The organism is Bacteroides ihuae, from assembly GCF_900104585.1.
In the GTDB taxonomy this organism is placed as follows: domain Bacteria; phylum Bacteroidota; class Bacteroidia; order Bacteroidales; family Bacteroidaceae; genus Bacteroides; species Bacteroides ihuae.
Map to the genome: position 1 here is coordinate 273,253 of NZ_FNVX01000006.1, position 24,566 is coordinate 297,818.

Here is a 24,566-nt window from a genome sequence, read left to right on the forward strand (position 1 = left end):
ATCTGAAATGATAAACAGAAAGATGATTTATAGAATCATGGGATTCCTGATTCTGATTGAAACAGCTATGTTATTGTCTTGCATAGGAGTTTCTCTATGTTATCAAGAAAATGATTTGAAGAGCTTCCTCATTACAGCTGCAATGACTGCAATTACCGGATTATTCCTCATGCTATTAGGTAAAAATGCTGAAAAGCAGCTAAGTCGTAGAGACGGCTATATCATCGTCAGTATCGTATGGGTAATATTCAGTATCTTCGGCATGCTACCCTTCTATTTTAGCGGATACATACCCAACATTACCAATGCTTTCTTCGAAACTATGTCCGGCTTTACCACCACAGGTGCGTCCATATTAGACAATATAGAAGCATTACCTCACGGATTATTGTTCTGGCGTAGCATGACGCAATGGATTGGAGGTCTGGGTATTGTTTTCTTCACCATTGCCGTTCTTCCTATCTTTGGAGTAGGGAGCATGCAACTTTTTGCTGCAGAAGCAACGGGCCCCACGCACGACAAAATACACCCTCGTATCGGAGTCACTGCTAAATTATTATGGATCGTTTATCTGGTATTAACTATCAGTGAAACCATACTACTCATGTTTGGTGGGATGAGTCTATTCGATGCAGTTTGCCACTCGTTCACAACAACTGCCACGGGAGGATATTCTACCAAGCAAGCAAGTATAGCCTATTACAATTCTCCCTATATAGAATACGTGGTTTCGCTCTTTATGATCTTATCGGGACTAAATTTTACTCTTTATTTCTTTTTTGCGAAAGGTAAAATAAAGAAATTCTTTAGCGACGAAGAGATGAAATGGTATATCTGGTCTATTGCTATTTTCACCTGCATCATTGCATTTACACTTACCCGCACTTCTTCTATGGGAATTGAAGAATCATTTAGAAAAGCTTTATTCCAAGTAGCCTCTCTACATACCACAACCGGATATGTTACAGCCGATTACATGACGTGGAAACCCTTCCTTTGGGCCATGCTTTCCATAACAATGATAATTGGAGGGTGTGCTGGTTCAACCAGCGGAGGACTAAAAGCCATACGCGTACTGATATTAGTAAGAATCATAAAAAATGAATTCAAGCGTTTGATTCACCCCAATGCAGTACTTCCTATTCGTGCAAACAGGCAGGTTATTTCTCCATCTGTAAAGAATGCTATTCTAGCCTTTACTTTATTATATATTGCCGTATTGGTGATCGGATGGATTACTATGATGGCATTAGGTGTAGGCTATATAGAGTCTTTTGGCACAGTCATTTCGAGTATGGGCGGAGTTGGACCAGGCTTAGGTACATGCGGCCCTGCGTATAGCTGGAATCATTTGCCGGATGCAGCCAAATGGTTATTGTCTTTTCTTATGCTAATCGGTCGTCTTGAAATATTCACCATATTACTGATTTTCACTCCTGGATTTTGGAAAAGGAATTGACCCAAGATAAAAAGTGTGCTAAAAAAACCTTTTTGTCACATAGAGATTGCAAAAGAGAGGAAATTAAGTTCTATATTTGCACCCGCAAGAGGGTAATATGAAAAAGTTCCTTAAATACAGTGTTTTAATCGCATTTACCGTGATGCTTCATGCCACCATGATGGGAGCGATGAAAGTATCAGAGACACTATATATTACATCTCAAAGCGACTCCGCTTACTTCATTTCCCAAGAGCAGGCACTGAAGCTATCGATAGAACTCTTCTACAATTGTTACGCCGAACTAGCATGTGAAGTTGCTCATCTCGATTTTTCTCACATTCTCACCAATAAAAGCTACCACCGACTCATAGGGTCTTTTCGCGAATATAAGCCTATTAATTCGATATTCTTTAGCGCTACATTCCGTTCACTATCTTATTGTCCTATGGACCCTGTGACTTACTATGTCTTTGGTTTGCGAAAGATTATCATCTAAATTTCTTTTATTTTACATCGTAATTTCCATGGAGTTATCATCTTAATACCAATTTAAGATGATGATCCGCTCATTAATAGTATTTAATCTAAATATATTGGATTATGAATTTTGTATTATTAGTTGTCGTTCTATTAACGGCAGTTACGTTGGTTGCTGCAGCACTGATTATAGCAAAAGCTATATCTCCGCGCTCCTACAATCCCCAAAAAGAAGAGCCGTACGAATGTGGTATTCCTACTCGTGGCAAATCGTGGATGCAGTTTCGTGTAGGCTATTATTTGTTTGCCATCTTGTTTTTGATGTTCGATGTAGAGACAGTCTTTCTGTTTCCATGGGCAGTCATAGTGCGAGATTTAGGAGTAGCTGGGCTTGTTAGTATTCTTTTCTTTTTAGTTATTTTAGTTTTGGGTCTAGCTTATGCCTGGAGGAAAGGAGCATTAGAATGGAAATGAAAAAGCCGAAGATAAAATCAATTCCTTACGAGGAATTCACCGACAATGAATCCCTAGAGAAGATGACTAAAGAACTCAATGAAGGTGGAGTCAATGTTTTTGTGGGAGCAATGGATGATCTCATCAACTGGGGACGCAGCAATTCGTTGTGGCCACTGACATTTGCAACAAGCTGTTGCGGAATCGAATTTATGTCATTGGGTGCTGCTCGTTATGATATGGCCCGCTTTGGGTTTGAAGTAGCCCGTGCCAGCCCCCGTCAAGCAGATATGATTATGGTTTGCGGAACCATCACCAATAAGATGGCTCCGGTATTGAAACGTCTCTACGACCAAATGGCCGACCCAAAGTACGTAGTAGCCGTAGGTGGATGTGCTGTGAGTGGAGGTCCTTTCAAAAAATCATATCATGTATTAAACGGAGTGGATAAAATTATGCCTGTCGACGTGTTTATTCCAGGATGCCCCCCAAGACCGGAAGCATTTTACTACGGATTGATGCAATTACAGCGCAAAGTGAAGATTGAAAAATTCTTTGGAGGCGTAAACAAAAAAGAGAAAAGAGATGAATGAGATCATAGAAATACCGTTAGAGAGGTTTCGTGACGAAGTATTGAAGCTACGCACCGAAAAACAGATGGATTTTCTGGAAAGCCTCACAGGCATGGACTGGGGAGAAAGTTTAGGAGTTGTCTATCATTTGGAATCAACTATTACTGGAGAGAGGATGGTTATCAAAACATCTACCAACAATAGAGAAAATCCCGAGTTACCTACTGTTTCGGATATATGGAAAGCGGCAGAATTAAACGAACGTGAAGTATACGACTTCTATGGCATACGCTTCATTAATCATCCTGACATGCGCCGTCTGTACCTACGCAACGATTGGGTAGGCTATCCAATGCGCAAAGATGACGATCCTATGGATGAACGTAACCCGTTACGAATGAATAATGAGGAAACAATTGATTCTACTACCGAGTTAAAGCTCAACTCAGACGGTACCTTGGAAGATCAAGAAAATATTATTTTTGACGATAGAGAGTACGTTATCAATATCGGCCCTCAGCATCCGGCTACCCATGGAGTTCTCCGCTTTCGCGTATCTCTGGAAGGAGAAACCATAAAGAAGCTAGACGCCAACTGCGGATATATACATCGTGGCATAGAGAAGATGTGCGAAAGTCTTACTTACCCGCAAACACTGGCATTAACCGACCGTTTGGACTATCTGGGTGCACATCAAAATCGTCATGCATTGTGTATGTGCATTGAAAAGGCAATGGGCATTGAAGTGTCAGAGCGTGTACAATACATTCGTACTATTATGGATGAGTTGCAGCGTATTGACTCTCACTTATTATTTTACTCTTGCCTCTGCATGGACCTTGGAGCATTAACCGCCTTCTTTTATGGATTCCGTGACAGAGAGAAGATTCTTGATATATTCGAGGAAACTTGTGGTGGACGCCTCACGATGAATTACAACACAATTGGAGGTGTGCAACAGGATCTTCATCCCAACTTCGTACGTAGGGTGAAAGAATTTATTCCTTATATGAGGGGAATCATCCACGAATATCATGAAGTCTTTACCGGCAACATCATTGCTCATCAACGCTTGAAAGGGGTTGGAGTGCTAAGCCGTGAAGATGCTATTTCTTTTGGAGCTACCGGTGGAACAGGACGTGCTTCTGGCTGGGCGTGCGATGTACGCAAGCGTATCCCTTATGGAGTATATGACAAGGTTGACTTCAAAGAAATAATCTATACTGAAGGAGATTGTTTTGCCCGCTACATGGTACGTATGGACGAAATCATGGAATCGTTGTACATCATTGAGCAACTCATAGATAACATCCCTGAAGGAAGCTATCAGGAAAAAATGAAACCAATCATCAGGGTTCCCGAAGGTTCCTACTATGCTGCCGTAGAAGGTAGCCGTGGAGAGTTTGGAGTGTTCATAGAAAGCCACGGAGAGAAAAATCCATATCGAGTTCACTTCCGTAGCACAGGGTTGCCGCTTGTTTCTGTAGTTGACACCATCAGCCGTGGAAGCAAAATAGCCGACCTGATAGCTATTGGAGGAACATTAGACTATGTAGTGCCTGACATCGACAGGTAAGATTCTATATGATAAATTGCAAATTATAAATCAATCATATGTTCGATTTTAGTATAGTAACTAACTGGATACACCAAATGCTTACTTCCCTTATGCCGGAAGGATTGGCTGTATTCATAGAGTGTGTAGTAATAGGTATATGCATCATTCTCATGTATGCCATACTTGCTATTATACTTATTTATATGGAGCGCAAAGTTTGTGCTTTCTTTCAATGTCGCCTTGGCCCCAATCGTGTAGGAAAATGGGGAAGCATACAGGTTTTTGCCGATGTTATCAAAATGTTAATCAAAGAGATAATCTCTTTGAAGAATTCTGATAAGTTTCTGTATGAGCTAGCCCCATACATGGTTATCATCTCTTCTATTTTAGCATTTTCGTGCATTCCTATTAATAAAGGGATGGGAGTTTTAGATTTTAATGTAGGCGTGTTCTTTCTGCTTGCTGCATCATCCATTGGCGTGGTAGGTATTTTGCTTGCAGGTTGGGGAAGTAACAATAAGTTTTCCCTTATCGGAGCCATGCGAAGCGGAGCACAAATCATTAGTTATGAACTGTCTGTGGGATTATCCATCCTGACGATGGTTGTACTCATGGGCACCATGCAATTCTCTGAGATCGTAGAAGGACAAGCTGATGGCTGGTTCATCTTCAAAGGTCACATTCCTGCACTGATTGCTTTCATCATCTACCTCATTGCCGGAAATGCGGAAACAAACCGTGGCCCATTCGACCTTCCTGAAGCAGAGAGTGAACTAACAGCTGGGTACCATACAGAATATAGCGGTATGCATTTCGGCTTCTTTTACTTGGCTGAATATCTGAATATGTTCATTGTAGCATCTGTAGCAGCAACCATCTTCCTTGGAGGTTGGATGCCGTTTCACGTAGTAGGATTAGATGGATTTAACGCCGTTATGGATTACATACCGGGCTTCATTTGGTTCTTTGCAAAAGCATTCTTCGTGGTATTCCTGCTTATGTGGATCAAGTGGACTTTTCCTCGTTTGCGTATTGACCAAATACTAAAGCTCGAATGGAAATACTTAGTGCCAATTAGCATGGTAAACCTTGTAATCATGGTATTAATAGTAGTCTTCGGGCTGCACTTTTAAATGGAGGAAAGAAGAATGAAAAACGAAAATAGTTATTTTGGCGGTCTTCTAAACGGCATAGGATCCCTATTGATCGGTATGAAAACTACCATTACAGTGTTCTTTCGTGCAAAGGTTACTGAGCAGTATCCCGAAAATCGCGCCGAATTAAAGATGTTCGACCGCTTCCGTGGTGAACTCGTTATGCCTCATAATGAAAACAATGAGCACCGATGCGTATCTTGCGGACTTTGTCAAACGGCCTGTCCAAATGACACGATCGAAATAGTAAGTGAAACTATTGAAACGGCGGAGGGGAAAAAGAAAAAGATACTTAAAACGTACAAGTACGACTTAGGTTCATGCATCTTCTGCCAACTCTGCGTAAATGCCTGCCCACACGATGCCATCACCTTCGACCAAACTTTTGAGCACGCTGTATTCAATCGTGATAAGCTAATACATACATTGAATCATGAAGGTAGTAAAGTAATAGAAAAGAAATAAATTATGGAATTCAGTTTTGAAACAATAATATTCTACGCACTAGCAATATTTATCTCCGTATTTTCGGTGATGACGGTATGTACTCGTCACATCGTGCGTTCGGCAACTTATCTGCTCTTTGTGTTATTTGGAACCGCAGGCATTTATTTTCTGCTTGGATATACCTTCTTAGGATCTGTACAAATTATGGTTTATGCCGGAGGTATTATCGTTCTCTACGTATTCTCCATTTTGCTCACCAGTGGAGATGGAGATCGCACCGAAAAGTTGAAACGCAGTAAACTCATCGCAGGTTTAGGTGCAACAATTGGCGGTGCGGCTATAGTCATGTTTATCACACTTACCCATAAATTTGTGATTACCACAGATCCCGAACCGGTGGAAACAAGTATAAAAACCATTGGCCATGCTCTTCTGGGTAGTGATAAATACGGATATGTACTACCCTTTGAAGCTGTCAGTATACTATTACTGGCATGTATTGTAGGCGGATTATTAATTGCACGTAAACGATAAGATTATGACAATACACATGGAATATTACCTGATAGTATCAGCTATCATGTTCTTTGCAGGAATTTACGGGTTCTTTACCCGTCGCAATACACTTGCTATTTTGATCTCTATAGAGCTAATTCTGAATGCTACGGACATCAACTTTGCCGTATTCAACCGTTTTTTGTTTCCGACCGGCTTAGAAGGGCATTTTTTTGCTTTGTTCTCTATTGCCATATCTGCAGCAGAAACAGCGGTAGCTATTGCTATTATGATCAATATCTACCGTAATATACGCAACATACAAGTGAAGAACTTGAATGAAATGAAATGGTAATCTATAACAGAATAAACTCATAACAATGGATTTTACAATATTAATACTCATACTTCCGATGCTCTCGTTCCTGATATTAGGGATCGGAGGTAAATGGTTTAAACCGGTATACGCCGGCAGACTAGGCACCCTTTTTCTGAGCTTAGTCACTCTGCTAAGTTATCTTACCGCGTGGCTCTATTTTACAGCTCCACGTACGGCCGAAGGAATATATGCTACCTTAGTGCCATATAATTTCACTTGGCTTCCTTTTACTGAAACATTGCATTTCGATTTGGGAATCATGTTAGATCCCATCTCAGTAATGATGTTGGTGGTAATTTCTACCGTCTCATTGATGGTACATATTTACTCTTTCAGCTACATGAAAGGTGAAAAAGGTTTTCAACGCTACTACGCCTTTTTGTCGTTGTTCACGATGTCCATGCTTGGCTTGGTCGTAGCAACAAATATTTTTCAAATGTATCTATTTTGGGAGTTGGTGGGTGTAAGTTCTTACTTACTTATCGGATTCTACTACACTAAACCATCCGCGGTTTCAGCAAGTAAAAAAGCATTTATCGTTACCCGCTTTGCCGACCTGGGCTTCCTCATCGGAATCCTCCTATACGGATATTATGGCGGAACGTTTAGCTTCACTCCTGATACGATGTCACTTGCAACTGGTGGTGCAGCAATGTTACCATTGGCGCTAGGGCTGATGTTTGTGGGAGGTGCTGGTAAAAGTGCCATGTTCCCTCTACACATTTGGTTACCCGATGCAATGGAAGGCCCAACTCCGGTCAGTGCATTAATCCATGCCGCAACCATGGTTGTTGCCGGTGTTTACCTTGTAGCACGCATGTTCCCTTTATACATAACATACGCTCCTGATGTACTTCACGTAATTGGTTGGGTAGGTGCATTTACGGCCTTCTTTGCGGCAAGCATAGCTTGTGTGCAAACAGATATTAAGCGCGTACTTGCTTTTTCTACCATCTCACAAATCGGTTTCATGATTGTTGCTCTGGGTGTATGTACCAGCATGAACCCACACGAAGGCGGATTAGGTTACATGGCTTCCATGTTCCACCTCTTCACTCATGCCATGTTTAAAGCATTACTCTTCCTAGGTGCAGGTAGCATCATTCATGCTGTGCACAGCAATGAAATGAGTGCGATGGGCGGATTGAGAAAATACATGCCTATTACACATATCACTTTCCTCATTGCTTGTCTTGCTATATCAGGTATCCCTCCTTTCTCGGGATTTTTCTCGAAAGATGAAATACTTGCTGCCTGCTTTGAATATAGTTCGATAATGGGTTGGGTAATGACAATCATTGCTGCCATGACAGCCTTTTACATGTTCCGCCTATATTTCGGCATCTTCTGGGGAAAAGAAAACAAAGAATTGCATGCAGCGCACACACCGCACGAAAGTCCTTTAGCTATGACCTTCCCGCTGATGTTTCTAGCCGCCATTACTTGTGTGGCCGGATTTATTCCATTCGGAACGCTTGTAAGCAGTAACGGGGAAGCCTATCACATTCATTTAGATGTTACGGTAGCTGCCACCAGCGTAGTGATAGCCATCCTCTCCATATCATTAGCTACTTGGATCTATGTGCGCCCGGCACAACCTGTAGCCGACATGTTGGGTAAACGCTTTGCTCGCCTGCATAGCGCAGCTTCTCACCGTTTTTATATTGACGAAGTATACCAGTTCGTTACCCATAAGATTATTTTCGGTTGCATCTCTACTCCTATCGCATGGTTCGACCGTCATGTTGTTGATGGTTTCTTCAACTTCCTTGCTTGGGGTACACATGCTACGAGCGATGAGATACGCGATCTGCAAAGCGGTCAAGTGCAACAATATGCATTTGTGTTCCTGCTTGGTACGCTAGCGCTGATTGTAACCCTATTATTGACATTCTAAAGTATTAAATGATATGAACTTCTTATCTTTATTCGTACTAGTCCCTCTGCTTATGCTCGCCGGACTTTGGATGTCGAAAGGCATTAAAGCTATCAGAGGCGTGATGGTTACAGGTAGTACGGTATTACTAGGTTTGGCTATTGCCATTACCTGCATGTATCTCAATGAACGTGGAGCCGGCAACACTGCCGAGATGTTGTTTCGTGCCGATACAATGTGGTATGCTCCGCTCCATATAGCTTACTCTGTTGGAGTCGATGGAATTTCGGTAGCCATGTTGCTACTAAGTGCCATCATCGTATTTACAGGAACATTTGCTTCATGGCAGATGAAACTCCAGACTAAAGAATACTTTCTTTGGTTTACTCTACTCAGCATGGGTGTTTTCGGATTCTTTATCTGTATTGACTTGTTCACCATGTTCATGTTCTACGAAATAGCACTTATACCGATGTACCTACTCATTGGAGTATGGGGCAGCGGACGCAAAGAATATGCAGCCATGAAGCTAACACTGATGCTTATGGGTGGTTCAGCTTTTCTGTTGATCGGCATTTTGGGTATCTACTTCGGTAGCGGTGCCACAACAATGAACCTTTTAGAAATCGCCAAACTGCACAACATACCATTTGCGCAACAATGTATCTGGTTTCCACTTACCTTCTTAGGTTTTGGAGTGTTGGGTGCCTTGTTCCCATTCCATACATGGAGTCCCGACGGTCATGCTTCAGCGCCAACAGCTGTATCTATGCTTCACGCCGGTGTATTGATGAAGCTTGGTGGATACGGATGTTTCCGCATAGCCATGTATCTGATGCCCGATGCTGCTAAAGAACTAAGCTGGATATTCCTGATCTTAACCGGAATCAGCGTCGTGTACGGCGCCTTTAGTGCTTGTGTGCAGACAGACTTGAAATATATCAATGCCTATTCATCTGTAAGTCACTGTGGCTTAGTGTTATTCGCCATTCTGATGATGAATCAAACAGCCTCTACAGGTGCTGTACTTCAGATGCTTAGTCACGGATTGATGACAGCCCTCTTCTTCGCCCTCATCGGTATGATTTACGGGCGAACGCATACTCGCGATGTTCGGGAACTTGGAGGATTAATGAAGATCATGCCTTTCTTAAGCGTATGCTACGTCATCGCCGGTTTGGCCAATCTAGGTTTACCCGGCCTCAGCGGTTTTGTTGCCGAAATGACTATCTTTGTTGGTTCCTTCCAAAACTTCGATGCATTCCACCGCACAATGACTATTCTGGCCACCACCTCTATTGTTATCACAGCAGTCTACATTCTGCGTTTGGTAGGTAAAATTCTCTACGGTAATCCGGTAAACGAAGAACATCTGAAACTGACCGATGCAACTTGGGACGAACGCTTTGCCGTAATCTGCCTCATTGTCTGTGTAGCCGGATTAGGAATAGCACCTTTTTGGATCAGTCACATGATCGGTGATAGCGTATTGCCGGTTGTTTCACAATTAATACGATAATAGTAATCGTCTAATCATAAAACAACAATATGGATTACTCACAATTCTTATATATGAAAGAAGAGCTATCGCTCATAGCAGTCATCGTCATCATCTTTGTGGCCGACCTGTTTGTGAGTCCTGATGCTCATAGAAAAGACGGTAAAGTGCATTTGAACACTCTTTTACCTGTCGCGTTAATGGCCATACATACCCTCATTAATCTCGTACCCGGTACGGCAGTCGATGCTTTTGGAGGCATGTATCATTATGTACCAATGATGACCATTATTAAAGCAGTACTCAACGTAGGTACGATCATTGTATTTTTGTTAGCTCACGAATGGTTGGCACGCGAAGACACCTTCATCAAGCAAGGCGAATTCTATGTACTTACACTGAGCACCTTACTCGGTATGTATTTCATGATTTCAGCCGGACATTTCCTAATGTTCTTTATCGGACTCGAAACAGCGTCTGTCCCAATGGCCGCATTGGTTGCTTTCGATAAATACCGTCACCATTCTGCCGAAGCAGGAGCTAAATACATTCTGACGGCACTTTTCTCGAGCGGGCTGTTGCTCTATGGCCTCTCACTAATCTACGGCACAGTAGGTACACTTTATTTTGAAGATATACCTGCAGGCATCACCGGTAATCCAATGCAGATTATGGCATTTGTCTTTTTCTTTGTCGGCATGGGCTTTAAGATTTCACTCGTACCCTTCCATCTATGGACAGCCGATGTATATCAGGGAGCACCAACAGCTGTAACCAGTTTCTTAAGCGTGATCTCTAAAGGATCGGCTGCTTTCGTGCTGATGGCTGTTCTTATCAAAGTGTTTGCACCGATGGTAGCACAATGGCAAGAAGTGTTGTATTGGGTCATCATTGCTTCCATCACCATAGCCAACCTCTTCGCCATTCGTCAGCAAAACCTGAAACGGTTCATGGCTTTCTCAGCCATCTCTCAGGCAGGCTACATCATGCTTGGAGTCATTGGCGGCAGCGCACAAGGAATGACTGCACTGGTCTACTACGTATTAGTCTATATGGTAGCTAATTTGGGTGTATTCACCGTCATAGCCATTGTAGAGCAACGGAGTGGTAAGATAGAGATGGACGACTATAACGGTCTATACCTCACCAATCCTAAGTTAGCTTTCCTGATGACTCTTGCATTATTCTCACTGGCAGGTATTCCGCCATTCGCCGGATTCTTCAGCAAGTTCTTCATCTTCATGGCAGCTTTTCAATCAGGTTTTCATCTATTGGTATTCATCGCTTTGGTCAACACGGTTATCTCACTCTATTACTACTTGTTGATCGTCAAGGCTATGTATATTAACAAGAACGAAACGCCTATTGCCCCATTCAAGAGCGATGTTTATAGCAAAGCAGGGATGATTCTTTGTTTGGCAGGTATCATTGCTATCGGTATTGCAAGCATCATATACGAAACAATAGACAAATTCAGTTTCGGCATGTAGTCAGAGAGCCCATTAAAAGATTAAATATCAAAAAGAGAGCACTCTCCATTTACGTAATAGTATGGAGAGTGCTCTCTTTTTGGTATGACACAAGCCGAATGCAACAAATTAATACGCAATCAAACACATTCTATTTCAACTTAGAAAGCGAAAGAAAGAAAAGAGAAAAAGAAAATTCCTATCTTTGAGAGTGATCAATAATCTAATGAAATGAAAAACTAACTCCTCTTTTATTAAAACCATGAAACGAATAATTGTAATGATGGCAGTGGCTTGGACAATCTCAGGCTATGCGCAAAAGTTAGGCGTGAACACACTCGACGAGGTGATTAATGCCATGACCATAGAAGAAAAAGCACACCTTTTAATTGGTGCCTCCAATGAAGGCTTTTCAGGAGAAGGTGCAACCATTGGTAAGACATGGAACATTGTTCCGGGTGCCGCAGGAACGACTGTTCCCAACGAACGTTTAGGCATTCCCGCTACCGTATTAGCCGACGGCCCTGCAGGATTACGCATCGCTCCAACCCGACCAAATGATTCGAGCACCTATTATTGCACCGGTTTCCCTGTCGCCACTATGCTAGCAGCTACCTGGAATCCGACGTTAGTAGAAAGTGTGGGCAAAGCGATGGGCAATGAAGTACTGGAATACGGTTGTGATGTGCTACTTGCGCCAGGCATGAATATCCACCGTAACCCACTCTGCGGACGTAACTTTGAGTACTATTCCGAAGACCCGTTTGTTGCTGGAAAGATAGCAGCCGCAATGGTCAATGGTGTACAGAGCAATGGAGTGGGCACAAGCATCAAGCACTTTGCCGGGAATAACCAAGAGACTCTTCGCACCCGCAATGATGCCCGTATTAGCCAACGTGCACTGCGTGAAATCTACCTGAAACCGTTTGAAATTACGGTCAAAGAATCGCACCCATGGACGGTAATGTCATCCTACAACAAGATCAACGGCACTTACACGCAAGAAGATTATGAGCTGTTAACCACCATTCTACGTGATGAATGGGGCTTTAAAGGCATTGTTATGACCGACTGGACCGGAACTCGCAACACAGCAGCACAGGTTCATGCGGGTAATGACCTGATGATGCCCGGCAACAAAGAACAAATTGCAGATATCTTAGATAAAGTAAAAAAGGGAACACTGAAAGAATCAGAGGTGAACATCTGTGTAAAACGGATACTCGAATACATCCTGCAGACGCCTCGCTTCAAAGGATACAAATACAGCAATAAACCTGATTTGAAAGCTCACGCAAGCATTACCCGAAACTCGGCTGCCGAAGGTATGGTCTTGCTAAAGAATGATAATGAGACCCTTCCTTTGCAAGCTGACTTAAAAAACATTGCCCTTTTTGGCATCACTTCCTACTCCTTCATTGCAGGCGGAACAGGTTCCGGTGATGTGAATAAAGCGTATGTAGTCGATTTGCAACAAGGATTAGAGAATGCAGGCTTCGGCATCCAAGAAAAAACCAAGAAGGTTTATGAAAAATTTCTGGCTTACGAAAATGAGAGACTTGAAGAGATCAATATCGAACGAGGCTGGTATCTTGGTCCGCTTCGTCCCAGAGAGCCTGAGATGGACAACATCTTCATCAAATTGCGTGCAAAAGATTCGGATGTCGCCATTATTACAATTGGGCGCAACTCAGGAGAAGGTAACGACCGAGGCATCAAGGATAATTTTGAACTGAGCCAGACCGAACGTGAGTTACTCACCAATGTTACTCGAGAGTTCCATGCACAGGGAAAAAAGGTTGTAGTCATTCTCAATATTGGAGGAGTCATTGAAACAGCTTCATGGAAATACCTTCCCGATGCCATTCTATTGGCTTGGCAAGCAGGACAAGAAGCCGGAAATAGTGTTGCTGATGCATTGAAAGGAACAACCAATCCTTCCGGTAAACTACCCATGACCTTCCCTCTGGATTATACAGACCATCCCTCTTCACGTAACTTCCCCGCAGGCTTTGTTTCAAACTGGGACGATGAACAGAATACCACGCTACTCAACAAGAAAGACATTGGCTGGACCAATTATGAAGAAGACATTTGGGTTGGCTACCGCTACTTCAACACTTATAACAAAGAAGTCTCTTATCCATTTGGATATGGCCTCTCTTACACCACCTTCCAGTATAGCGATATCAAAGTAAAAACAACGGCAAGCAGCATAAAAGTCTCTGTTAAAGTAACAAATACCGGAAAGGTAGCCGGCAAAGAAGTTGCAGAGCTTTATGTAACAGCTCCCGCAGGGGAAGTGAAGAAGCCAAGTTGCGAACTAAAAGGGTTCGCCAAGACTCAGCTGCTGGAGCCGGGAGCTTCAGAAGTCCTCGTGATGGAGGTTAAGAGTGAAGACTTGGCTTCTTTCAATGAAGCTAAATCTGCCTGGATAACAGATGCCGGACACTATAAAGCATTAATTGGTGCCTCCATAAACGATATTCGCCAAAGTACATCCTTCATCATCAGCAAACCGCAAGTGCGTAAAGTTCATAATGTATTAAAACTACAAGAAACGATGAATAGAATGAAATAAAAACAAAAATGAAATCTTATTGAAATATAGAAGCCTCTGCAGAAGAATGCCATAACATCCTTATCTGCAGGGGCTTTCATATTTCGCCGAATTTTGGTACACTCAGGGAAGACACATGATTGTAATATATACGTCAATTAAATGTATAAAGGCTGACTCAGCAATGTAATCTCATCCCCTCATCTTTGCAACGAAAAAGAAACGTATTTTTAGATGAGCATGAAAAAAGTATCAAAAAGAATTTTATCAATCGTTGTGTTACTCGCCCTTTTCTCGGCAATAGCAGTAGCCAACAACATTAAAGGAATCATCAGAGACAAAAGCTCTAAAGAGCCGCTCACAGGAGCAACAGTACAAGTTCTCGGTACCAACATTGGGGTAATAGCCGATTTAGACGGTAACTACAACCTCGTCGGATTGAAAAATGGAACATACACCATTCTAATTAAGTATGTGTCGTACAAAACCATTGAAGTAAAAAGCGTGAAAGTGTCCGGTAATGCACCCATCACTCTTGATGTTGAAATGGAACCCGAAAGTCAAGTACTTGGCGATGTCACAGTGGTGGCGCGCAAAAATCTGGAAGGCGAAAAAGCACTGTTGCAAGAGCGACAAAAAGCAACTCTCGCCATTGAAAACTTGGGCTCAAAAGAGATGAGTCTGAAAGGAGTATCCAATGTAGCAGACGGTGTAAAGAAAATCACCGGTGTGTCTTTGGCTAGTGCCGGACAACTGATTGTTCGCGGTCTTGGCGACCGTTATAGCACAACGACTCTCAATGGATTACCGATTGCCTCTCCGAACCCCGATAACAAATTAATCCCACTGGACATTTTCCCTACATCTACGGTGAGGAACATTACCATTAGTAAAGTATATGAAGCAGGTGCTTTTGCTGATTATTCAGGAGCACATGTTGACATAGGAACACGCGAAAATACCGGCGAAGATTTCTTTTCAATCTCCCTCAATGCAGGTGGAAAAGTGAATACCCTTTTCAAAGACTTTTACGCTAGTGATCGTAAAGGATCGATGTTTAGCACTAACAACCTCGACAAGAGCATCCTTACCATGAATAAGAGTGAACTTGAAGACAACTACTTGAAAAATAACGATCCGTTTGGAACCTCTTTCTCTATTTCCAAGAACACCTCCTTGCCCGTAATAGGTGGCTCACTTGGCTTGGGCAAAAGTTGGAATATCAATGGTCATCGCCTCAGTTTACTAGCATCAGTGGGGATGAACAATGACAGCCAAATACTAAAAGATGGATATGTGACCACCCTCACAGCGCAAGGCACTCACCTAAACGAATTCAAGTATGACAGCTATACTTCCGAACTTAAACTAGCCGGATTACTAAGCCTTGGATACACTTTCCGCAAAGCGGACAGAATTAACTATACCCTGTTTTATGCCCGTAATGCTGTAGACGACTACATGCGCCGCGAAGGATATGATTCAGAGAAGATAAATCTTATAGGTAGCAACAGCGTATTTCACGCTTACAGCTTGCTTAACAACCAATTATTGGGTCATCATGAATTTGGCAAGCAGTGGGATTTAAACTGGAGCACTTCTTATGGAAAAACCGGTAGTGACGAACCTGATCGCCGTCAGGTAATGTTCCGCAAAGATGACGACGGAGCTTTAAGCCTTTTCAAGCTTAATAAACAAGAAACGATGCGTTACTTCGGCGAATTGGACGAAACTGAAGTTGTGGGCGACCTACGCATGAATTATAAATTCGGGGAAAACAACAAAATACGCTTTGGCGGTACATACAAAGATAAAAGCCGTGATTTTACCTCAGCTCGCTTCTACTACAACCTCAATGCTATTGATCCCGTAATTACCAATATTTACGATACGGACAGTTATCTGAATCAAGAAAACCTATCCAATGGTAGTGTTTCTATCGCTCGCGACTTCCAACCGAAGTATACCTACTATGCAGGTAGTGAAATAGGAGCTGCTTTTGTTGAAGCCGAATATCATCCTATGAATTCATTACTCGTTAGCCTTGGACTACGTTACGAGCAATCAAAACAATGGGTCCGCTATTGGGATGACGCTTCTGCAGAAAAACGTTCGGAATTAAACACTGGCGACTTATTTCCGGCATTAAACATGAAGTACAGCTTTGATGATGCCAACAGCCTTCGTTTTTCTGTCTCAAAAACAGTAACCCGCCCTTCATTCATCGAAATGGCTCCGTTCCTTTATAAAGAATCGTATGGTAGTGCCGAAATACGTGGTAATGCCGATTTGAAGAATGGCTATAACTATAACGTCGATCTTCGTTACGAATTCTTCCCAAAGAACGCCAATAATATGTTTTCCATCACCGGATACTACAAGTACCTGGATAGTCCTATCGAACGGGTGCAAGAATCATCCGGAGGATCAGCCGTACATTCTTTCCGCAATGCCGACAGTGGTATGGCAGCCGGTCTGGAAATAGAGATTCGTAAAGAGTTATTTAAAGACTTTCGTCTCGGTGTAAACGGATCATACATGTACACCGATGTGAAACTGCCCAAAGGGGAAGGTATTTATACCGACAGCCAACGCGCACTGCAAGGAGCTTCTCCTTACCTGATCAATGCAGACGTGAGTTACACGCCTTCCTTTAGCGATACTCGCCGCATGTCACTTGCACTGATGTACAATGTTCAGGGACCTCGTATTCACTCTGTGGGTATTTTCAGTCTGGGCAACGTAGAGCAACAAGCACTGCACACGATGGATTTCGTAAGCAATTATGAGTTCAACAATCACTTCAGTGCCAAAATACAACTGAAAGACCTACTCAACAGTACCGTTCGTTTTAAACAAGACGTCCCTAATACAGGGGAAGTAATTGAGGTAGAATCTTTCAAACCGGGAATGAGCGCCGAAATAGGCGTTACATACAAATTCTAAACAAGAGATATTAATTAAAACAAAAGTAACACTAATTTTTATTTGCATGAAAAAGATTAATTGGAAATTTGCACCATTGGCTTTCGTAGCCACCATGTTTGTATTCACTGCTTGTAGCAGCGATGACGATGACAATACCAATACAGCTCCTGACGGAACAGAGCTGAAGGGAGAATTAACGCAAGACCTGACTTTGAAGAGTGGAAACACTTACCCATTGACGGGTGGATATCACGTGAAAAGTGGAGCTACGCTCACCATCGAACCGGGAGTTATCATCAAAGCTAAAGATGATGATATAGTAGATTACATCTTAATTGAACAAGGAGCCAAGATCGACGCTCAAGGTACAGCGACAAATCCTATCGTTATGACAGCTGAAAAGCAATCATACGGTGCATGGGGTGGTGTTCATATTTGCGGAAAAGCATCTATCAACATCGGATCAACCGGTAAGTCGGAAATTGGAGATGCTACCTATGGCGGCACAACAGACACTGACAATTCGGGTACAATGAAATACGTTCGCGTAGAATATGCCGGATACAACTTTTCTGAAACAAAAGAAGGTAACGGTTTCACATTCTACGGGGTAGGTAGCGGTACAACTCTTGAATACCTGCAAGCATACAGAGGATCGGATGACGGATTCGAGTTCTTTGGCGGTACGGTAAACGTAAAACACCTTGTTTCTACAAGTAACAGTGATGACTCATTCGACTGGACTGAAGGATGGCGCGGTAAAGGTCAGTTCCTTGTTGCTTACCAAGAAAGCAAAGCAACACTTGGATATGACTGTGATGCACTCATCGAAGCCGATAACTATGATAAGAATGTTGTAGCAACACCAGTATCACAACCTACGTTGGCTAACTTAACATTGGTAGGTAACAATTCTGATGCTAACACTAGAGGTATTCGTTTGCGTGCCGGTACATATGCAAAAATCTACAATGCATTGGTAAAAGGAAAAACAAATAACCTTACTACCGAAACAGCAGAAACAGAAGCTGCACTTGTAGGTGGCACAAATTCTATCCTTAATAATATAATCATCGAAGGAGATATAAAGGTTTCAGGACTAGGCGGATATACATCAGCTCTCTTCGCTGCTACTGCTACAGGCAATAAGATTGGCCAAACCATCACACTTACCAGCAACTATGTTGGAACAATTGATGGAGGAACAGATTTGAGCGCCGACAGCTTCTTCGAAAAAGCAGCGTATAAAGGTGCAGTTACTTCTAGCAATAACTGGACAACCGGCTGGACTCGCTAATACGTTGTCTCAACTAATTTTTCAAGATACGTTTCTTTTCAACTAAGTTGTTAAAGCCGATGGTGAACTGTTTGCCATCGGCTTTCGTTATTATTTAAGAGCAGAAACGTTCTCATAAACATTTCAAAAAAAGCACATGAAAACATTCACTACCGCCTTGGTACTCTTTGTTTCACTATTCATAGCCACCGCTTGCAGCAGCGGTAATGATGACACGGATAATAACATCGTTTTTGGCAACAATACTATCGGCAATGGTGAAGATAAATTCTTTATCACCAACAACCAAACTCTGAAAAAAGGGGTCTACCTGATGAAGGGCTGGTGTTACATTACTGATGGGGCTACGCTTACCATCGAACCCGGCACCGTCATCAAAGGAGATCATGAAACGATGGCAGCTTTAATCGTGGAACCGGGAGGCAAATTATTTGCCGAAGGTACTGCCACCCAGCCCATTGTCTTCACTTCTGAGAAAAAAGTCGGAGAACGCAAACCCGGCGACTGGGGCGGACTCATCATCTGTGGTAAAGCCACAAACAACAGTGGCATCATGCAAGTAGAAGGCGGACCACGCACGCTGTACGGAGGTAGCAACGATGCTGATAATTCAGGCGTCATCAGCTATGTACGCGTAGAGTTTGCCGGATATCCTTTTAAGAAGAATCAAGAAATAAACGGTGTCACTTTCGGCTCTGTGGGTAGCGGCACACAAGTAGATCATCTGCAAGTGTCCTACTCCAACGATGATGCCTTTGAATGGTTCGGTGGAACAGTCAACTGCGATTACTTGGTCGCTTATCATTGTTGGGATGATGATTTCGATGCCGATAACGGATATCGTGGCACATGCAATTATCTGTTAGGTTACCGCAATTCACGCATTGCTGATAATTCTACCTCACATGGTTTTGAATGTGACAACAACTCAAGTGGTAGCAACGCACAACCCATTACCGCTCCTACCTTCAACAACGTCACCCTCTACGGTCCTTATTCAGTAGATCCGTCCTTTGAGAACACCACCCAATATATCAATGGAGATAATCTACGTCCCGATAACGAGAGTCTCCTTGGCCTTTACGGAGCAGGCATTTCGCTAGGAAGCAACACAGCCGTCAACTTCCTAAACTCCACCATCAGCGGCTATCCCACAACGATAACAGGCACGCCAACCCGGCAAGAGAATGTAGTGTTCCTCAACTCAGCAACCCCTTCCTTACCCGCATGGACAAATACATGGTGCAATTTTGACCCTCAGAACATGGTCTACTAAACTCAGTAAAAGTCAATACATTTCTTTCTCGCTATTTGTTTCTAGTGATGAAACTAAATGTTTCTTACGTTGAAACAAAAAGTTTAACACGTTGGAACGATTGGTTTCCAAGTATGAAAACAAAAGTTTTATAGCGTATAAAACCAATGAAACTGTACTTCCCTGGAAATGGTTGACTTATACTGAAAATAGTTGTTACTATTAGAGGCTTGTTACTAAATAAGTTGTCACATACTATTATTATTTCCTAAAAAGGTTGTCAGTTTACATCCGTTGTTCCTAAAAAGGTTGACTATGAAAAACACTATACCTAAAACGAGTTTCCTTTCTTTAGCCTTATTCCCAAATTGAGTTGACCACCTTTCTAGTTAACCCTAAAAGAGGCAGACTTTAATTGTTTAAAAGAAGAAAAAAGACAAATTCTCCTTTTCTTCTATATTCTTTCTTCTTCATTATTTCTCATTTCATCGTAAAAGACTTACGATAAAATACTATATTTGCATATCTATTTTCAAAACGTCACCATTATGCAGAGATATAAAGCACTAATACTAATTGGTATTATTTCAGTAACTACGATATTCTTTTCGTGCACACACTCTGGCTCCAAGGTTGATAAAACAATGGATTATGTGGCAAATATTATAGAACAACGTCCCGATAGTGCTTTAACCCTGCTCGATTCTCTTGTTTACCCTGCCAACCTTAGTAAAAGTCAATACAATAGATTTATATTGCTTTTATTACAGGCTAAAGATAAAAGTTACAAAGATATAACTTCAGACACAGCTATTTGGGGTGTGAAGAACTACTACTTCAAAAAGAAGGACTTCTCCAATGCAGCAATGGCAGCATACTATTGCGGTCGTGTTAGTACAGAACAGAAACGCTATGAACGTTCTTTGTTCCATTATTTAGAAGCAGAAAAGTATGCCTCAAGCATCGAAAACACAAATTTGAAAGGACTTATTCAAAGCGGAATGGGTTATGTCTTGTCAAATCAATTCTTGGATAATCAGGCAATACCCCGATTCCATAAAGCGGCAGGTTATTTTCATAAAGCGAATAATATAAAGAATGAAGCAATAGTTTATCTATCAGTGGGGAGAAGTTTTTTAGCACAAGAACAAGTTGATAGTGCTTTTCAATATGAGATGATGGCATTGAAAATGGCTAACGCTCTTAAAGATAGTATGCTGATATCAAGCGTTAAGCAGAATATAAGTTTCCTATATCAAGAACGAAAAAATTATAGCTTGGCTAAAAAATCTATACTCGATGCTTTACCTTACGCTAAAGGGAATGATCAATCAAAGATTTATTTAAGGCTAGCCCAATTTTATAATATTGAGAATAAATCGGATTCCGCAGAGTGGTTTATACAACAATCAATAAAATCGTTGAAAGACACGACAAATAATTATGTGATGGCGGGTATTTATAAAACTTTATCAGAAATTGATGAAAGTGAACTAGATTATGAAGGAGCATTAGATAATCATAAAAAATATGCTGATTACGTCGCATCTATAATTGACGGAAACGAAAATAGTGCTCTTATAGACATACAGAAAAAATATCAATTCGAGCAATTGAAGAATGAGAATGTTTCCCTTGCTCTAGAAAAACAAAAAACACTATTTTATTCTTCTCTTGGAATGATCGCCCTTCTAATAGGAACTTTCTTCTATTACCGAAAATACACCCAAAGCAAGAGGCATGAACTGGAAGGCGAACAAAAAATAGATCACCTTATCAATATGGCCAAAAGTTTCAATGCGAAAGAAACTACTTTTCGGAATGTATTGTTACATCAGTTCGACATATTAAAAAAAACAGCTTCTCTGGAGAACTACAGTAAGCAACAAGACGACAGCAATCGAAGCAAACAACTTGTTCGCAAATTCAACGAAATCGTTTATGGACAAGATTCTCTCAATTGGGATAGGTTATATGAAGTAATGAATGATCTACACAATGGCTTTTTTGAACGTTTAAGAGATAAATTCCCTGATTTGAATGAAGATGAGTTTCGTATTTGTTGCCTTACCTATGCCAAATTCGACAGCATGGAAATTTCTATTATCATGGGATTGAGCGTTAACACGATTCAAATGAAACGTTCGTCCATTCGTAAGAAGTTGGGAATTCCTACTATGGGAAATATTCCTAACTTCATAGACAATATTTCTCCATCTTTTTAAGGCTAAAACATCTTTCTATCCAATAAAAAGCTATATTTCGCCTATACATCATTTACTTCAAACTGCTTACTATAGGCCATTTACCATAAATGGCCGAAATTAAAAGCTATATCCAACCTTTTGCCTGTTGTTTCTCTCATAATTTACATTTAGATTTGCGTCGTACTAAATTTGTATCTATATGAAAAAGCTAGTTCTAACAATCTTTTTATCTTTATTCTGCTTTAGTTCAATTTGTGAAGCATCTGGGGTAATTAGCAATTCTTCAAAAAAAATTAGCCTAGAAACAGCTTCGGTTCCATCAACAAGATCTCCTGTTAGTCTGCCAATCAGTTTGTCTCAGGATGAAACAGAACTAGAAGCTGTATTTTGGGATAATATCGGGATCGTGTGTATAACAATCAGTGATGCTTCAGGCGCTGTTGTATATCAGGATATTGTTGATACATCTGTGAAAAATCAAACCAATATTAATTTATCATCTTTAGTTAGTGGGAACTATACTATTTTGTTCACCTATTTGGACAACAGAGTATATGGTGAGATAGAAATTTGATATAGTTTAGAATAAGTATAAATTTAAAACTATTAGAAAATTATTCTCTTTTTGTAAAAGAGGCTCTTTTATGAGAATATATACTCAGATTTAGTGTAAAAAATGAGTCTCTAAATTGTTTAATTCATTAATAAATTTAAATCATGGAAGAAGATTTATTAAAAGATGTGGAACAAATAAAAGAGTTCCAGCTTGAAGAAATCAAAGGAGGTGCAGACTCCAAGCAAGTTGAACAGAAATGTGGTGCATGCTGCCAGCTTTTAGGCGGAGGAGGTGGTGCATCGAAAGAACTAAGTACGTTTGTAGATCAACCTTCTTAGTCTAGATTCTGCGTTATTTTATGACTCTGATTTATAGAATAATAAAAGCAGAATACAATGTTATGAACGAAGATTGTTTTTATCATTCTTCGTTCTTTTTTACTTTTAATAATTAATCTAAATAATGATGACACAGAATAAATATATAATTAATCCGAGATATATTTTGAGGAATGAGATTAACAAGGTGGTGCTATTAATGAAACCTGATCCTGAAATAGCGAGTTCTATTAACGTTATTCATCCACTCTATGCAATTATTCTAAGTTTCGTTGATGGTACTACTATTGATGAAGCTTCAAATAACGCAGCTCAATATTTAAATATAAAAGCGGATGAAATATCCAATATTTTAACTCCATTGATTGGCAATAAAAACATGGTCAAAGGTTTTAATTCAGTATTTCCTATTGATATGATAATAGAATATAAAGAATGGATGAAAAAAAGAAAATACCAACCTGACGATTTTTATTGTTCCTCATTAAAGTTAGAACTCTCTAGGTTAAGATATCCTGCTGATATCATTTGCAATTTAACGATGAGGTGTCAGACATCTTGTATTTATTGTTATGCGGATAGAGAAAAGCATCAAAATTTAAGGATGACCCCTAAGAAAGTTTGTAGTATAATAGACGAAGCTCATAAACTAGGAGTCGTTAGTTTTAAGCTTATGGGAGGAGATATTTTTACTTATAATGGATGGGATATTGTCCTCGAAAGATTGGCATCATATGATTACTACCCCTGTATTTCAACTAAAATACCTCTTACTGATGTGAAAGTAAGAAGATTAAAAGAGCTAACGAGAGGAGGAGTCCCATTACAAGTCTCGTTGGATACATTTATTCCAGAAAATGCAACTATTATACTTGGCGTTAACGGGGAAACTTATTTAAAGAAAATGGCTACTTTCATCAACTTGTTGGAACAATATGAAATTGAATATACAATTCATACAGTTCTGAATTCGACTAATGATAACATAAAAGATATTCAATCAATAGAGGACTTCATTAAAAACAAGAATTATATTAAAGAATGGTACATTGATTCTGCCAAGTGCTCCATTTATCTTCCGTATGATTATGCCGAATATAAACCAAGGAAAAATAATGTCTTATTAATTACTGACTATGTAAAAAACATAAAATGCAATGGCTATAAATTCAGAATACATGTTCCTGCAATTGTTCGAAACCACAATAAATTAGGGAATGAATTGAAAAAGAAAATATTCGATAATAGAATTGCTTGTTCTGGAAATGTTAGTTCTATGTATATTTTACCTGATGGAAAAGTTACTATTTGTGAAGAACTGTATTGGCATCCTAGGTTTATTCTTGGGGATTTGAATGTTAGTTCAATAGAAGAAATATGGAACTCAAAGAAAGCAAAGAGCTTGTTCAATCTCCAAAAATCTCAAATATCAGATGAAAGTGCCTGTAAAACGTGTAATGAATTTGATAAATGTCGTTCATATAAGCACGTTTGTTGGAGAGATGTTATTTTAGCATATGGCAATGAACATTGGGATTTCCCAGACCCATTTTGTCCTCATGCACCTCTTATAAACAAAGATATATCAATGGAATAAATCTCGGAT

20 protein-coding genes are annotated in these 24,566 nt (G+C 40.7%); all 20 read left to right on the forward strand.

Translation table 11 applies throughout. From position 1 onward, the window contains the following. Positions 1–7: 7 nt before the first annotated feature. A complete protein-coding gene (locus BQ5338_RS11910) occupies positions 8–1,459 on the forward strand; it encodes a TrkH family potassium uptake protein (protein WP_139265246.1) in 1,452 nt (483 codons plus the stop codon). 97 nt (positions 1,460–1,556) lie between these two features. Next, positions 1,557–1,937 (forward strand): hypothetical protein, encoded by a 381-nt coding sequence (locus tag BQ5338_RS11915; protein ID WP_071147070.1) that lies wholly within the window; start codon positions 1,557–1,559, stop codon positions 1,935–1,937. Between the two features lie 104 nt (positions 1,938–2,041). Then, a complete protein-coding gene (locus BQ5338_RS11920) occupies positions 2,042–2,392 on the forward strand; it encodes an NADH-quinone oxidoreductase subunit A (RefSeq protein ID WP_071147071.1) in 351 nt (116 codons plus the stop codon). Further along, positions 2,383–2,964: an NADH-quinone oxidoreductase subunit B gene (locus tag BQ5338_RS11925; protein ID WP_071147072.1), complete on the forward strand. Its 582-nt coding sequence runs from the start codon at positions 2,383–2,385 to the stop codon at positions 2,962–2,964. The genes BQ5338_RS11920 and BQ5338_RS11925 overlap by 10 nt, the downstream gene beginning before the upstream one ends. Beyond that, entirely contained in the window at positions 2,957–4,519 is a 1,563-nt protein-coding gene (locus tag BQ5338_RS11930) for an NADH-quinone oxidoreductase subunit D (RefSeq protein ID WP_071147073.1), read from the forward strand. Before BQ5338_RS11925 ends, BQ5338_RS11930 begins: the two co-directional genes overlap by 8 nt. A gap of 38 nt (positions 4,520–4,557) precedes the next feature. Then, on the forward strand, positions 4,558–5,634 hold the full coding sequence (gene nuoH / locus BQ5338_RS11935) for an NADH-quinone oxidoreductase subunit NuoH (RefSeq protein WP_071147074.1): 1,077 nt from the start codon (positions 4,558–4,560) through the stop codon (positions 5,632–5,634). A 15-nt stretch (positions 5,635–5,649) separates the two neighbouring features. Continuing rightward, positions 5,650–6,120: a 4Fe-4S binding protein gene (locus tag BQ5338_RS11940; protein WP_071147849.1), complete on the forward strand. Its 471-nt coding sequence runs from the start codon at positions 5,650–5,652 to the stop codon at positions 6,118–6,120. 3 nt (positions 6,121–6,123) lie between these two features. After that, positions 6,124–6,636 (forward strand): NADH-quinone oxidoreductase subunit J family protein, encoded by a 513-nt coding sequence (locus BQ5338_RS11945; RefSeq protein WP_071147075.1) that lies wholly within the window; start codon positions 6,124–6,126, stop codon positions 6,634–6,636. Between the two features lie 4 nt (positions 6,637–6,640). Next, entirely contained in the window at positions 6,641–6,952 is a 312-nt protein-coding gene (gene nuoK, locus BQ5338_RS11950; protein ID WP_071147076.1) for an NADH-quinone oxidoreductase subunit NuoK, read from the forward strand. Positions 6,953–6,977: 25 nt separating this feature from the next. Further along, a complete protein-coding gene (gene nuoL, locus BQ5338_RS11955) occupies positions 6,978–8,873 on the forward strand; it encodes an NADH-quinone oxidoreductase subunit L (RefSeq protein WP_071147077.1) in 1,896 nt (631 codons plus the stop codon). A 13-nt stretch (positions 8,874–8,886) separates the two neighbouring features. Next, on the forward strand, positions 8,887–10,371 hold the full coding sequence (locus BQ5338_RS11960) for a complex I subunit 4 family protein (protein WP_071147078.1): 1,485 nt from the start codon (positions 8,887–8,889) through the stop codon (positions 10,369–10,371). Between the two features lie 29 nt (positions 10,372–10,400). Beyond that, on the forward strand, positions 10,401–11,840 hold the full coding sequence (locus BQ5338_RS11965) for an NADH-quinone oxidoreductase subunit N (RefSeq protein ID WP_071147079.1): 1,440 nt from the start codon (positions 10,401–10,403) through the stop codon (positions 11,838–11,840). Between the two features lie 241 nt (positions 11,841–12,081). Further along, a complete protein-coding gene (locus tag BQ5338_RS11970; protein ID WP_071147080.1) occupies positions 12,082–14,400 on the forward strand; it encodes a glycoside hydrolase family 3 N-terminal domain-containing protein in 2,319 nt (772 codons plus the stop codon). Positions 14,401–14,619: 219 nt separating this feature from the next. Continuing rightward, entirely contained in the window at positions 14,620–17,325 is a 2,706-nt protein-coding gene (locus BQ5338_RS11975; RefSeq protein ID WP_071147850.1) for a TonB-dependent receptor, read from the forward strand. A gap of 46 nt (positions 17,326–17,371) precedes the next feature. Further along, complete coding sequence (locus BQ5338_RS11980; RefSeq protein ID WP_071147081.1) at positions 17,372–18,604, forward strand: hypothetical protein; 1,233 nt, start codon at positions 17,372–17,374, stop codon at positions 18,602–18,604. A gap of 136 nt (positions 18,605–18,740) precedes the next feature. Next, complete coding sequence (locus tag BQ5338_RS11985; RefSeq protein ID WP_071147082.1) at positions 18,741–19,880, forward strand: hypothetical protein; 1,140 nt, start codon at positions 18,741–18,743, stop codon at positions 19,878–19,880. 527 nt (positions 19,881–20,407) lie between these two features. After that, positions 20,408–22,084 (forward strand): hypothetical protein, encoded by a 1,677-nt coding sequence (locus tag BQ5338_RS11990; protein ID WP_071147083.1) that lies wholly within the window; start codon positions 20,408–20,410, stop codon positions 22,082–22,084. A gap of 181 nt (positions 22,085–22,265) precedes the next feature. Continuing rightward, complete coding sequence (locus BQ5338_RS11995; RefSeq protein ID WP_071147084.1) at positions 22,266–22,640, forward strand: DUF3244 domain-containing protein; 375 nt, start codon at positions 22,266–22,268, stop codon at positions 22,638–22,640. Between the two features lie 143 nt (positions 22,641–22,783). Further along, positions 22,784–22,960 (forward strand): hypothetical protein, encoded by a 177-nt coding sequence (locus BQ5338_RS16880; protein WP_159431329.1) that lies wholly within the window; start codon positions 22,784–22,786, stop codon positions 22,958–22,960. Positions 22,961–23,084: 124 nt separating this feature from the next. After that, complete coding sequence (locus tag BQ5338_RS12000; RefSeq protein WP_071147085.1) at positions 23,085–24,557, forward strand: radical SAM/SPASM domain-containing protein; 1,473 nt, start codon at positions 23,085–23,087, stop codon at positions 24,555–24,557. The last annotated feature ends 9 nt before the right edge of the window (positions 24,558–24,566 follow it).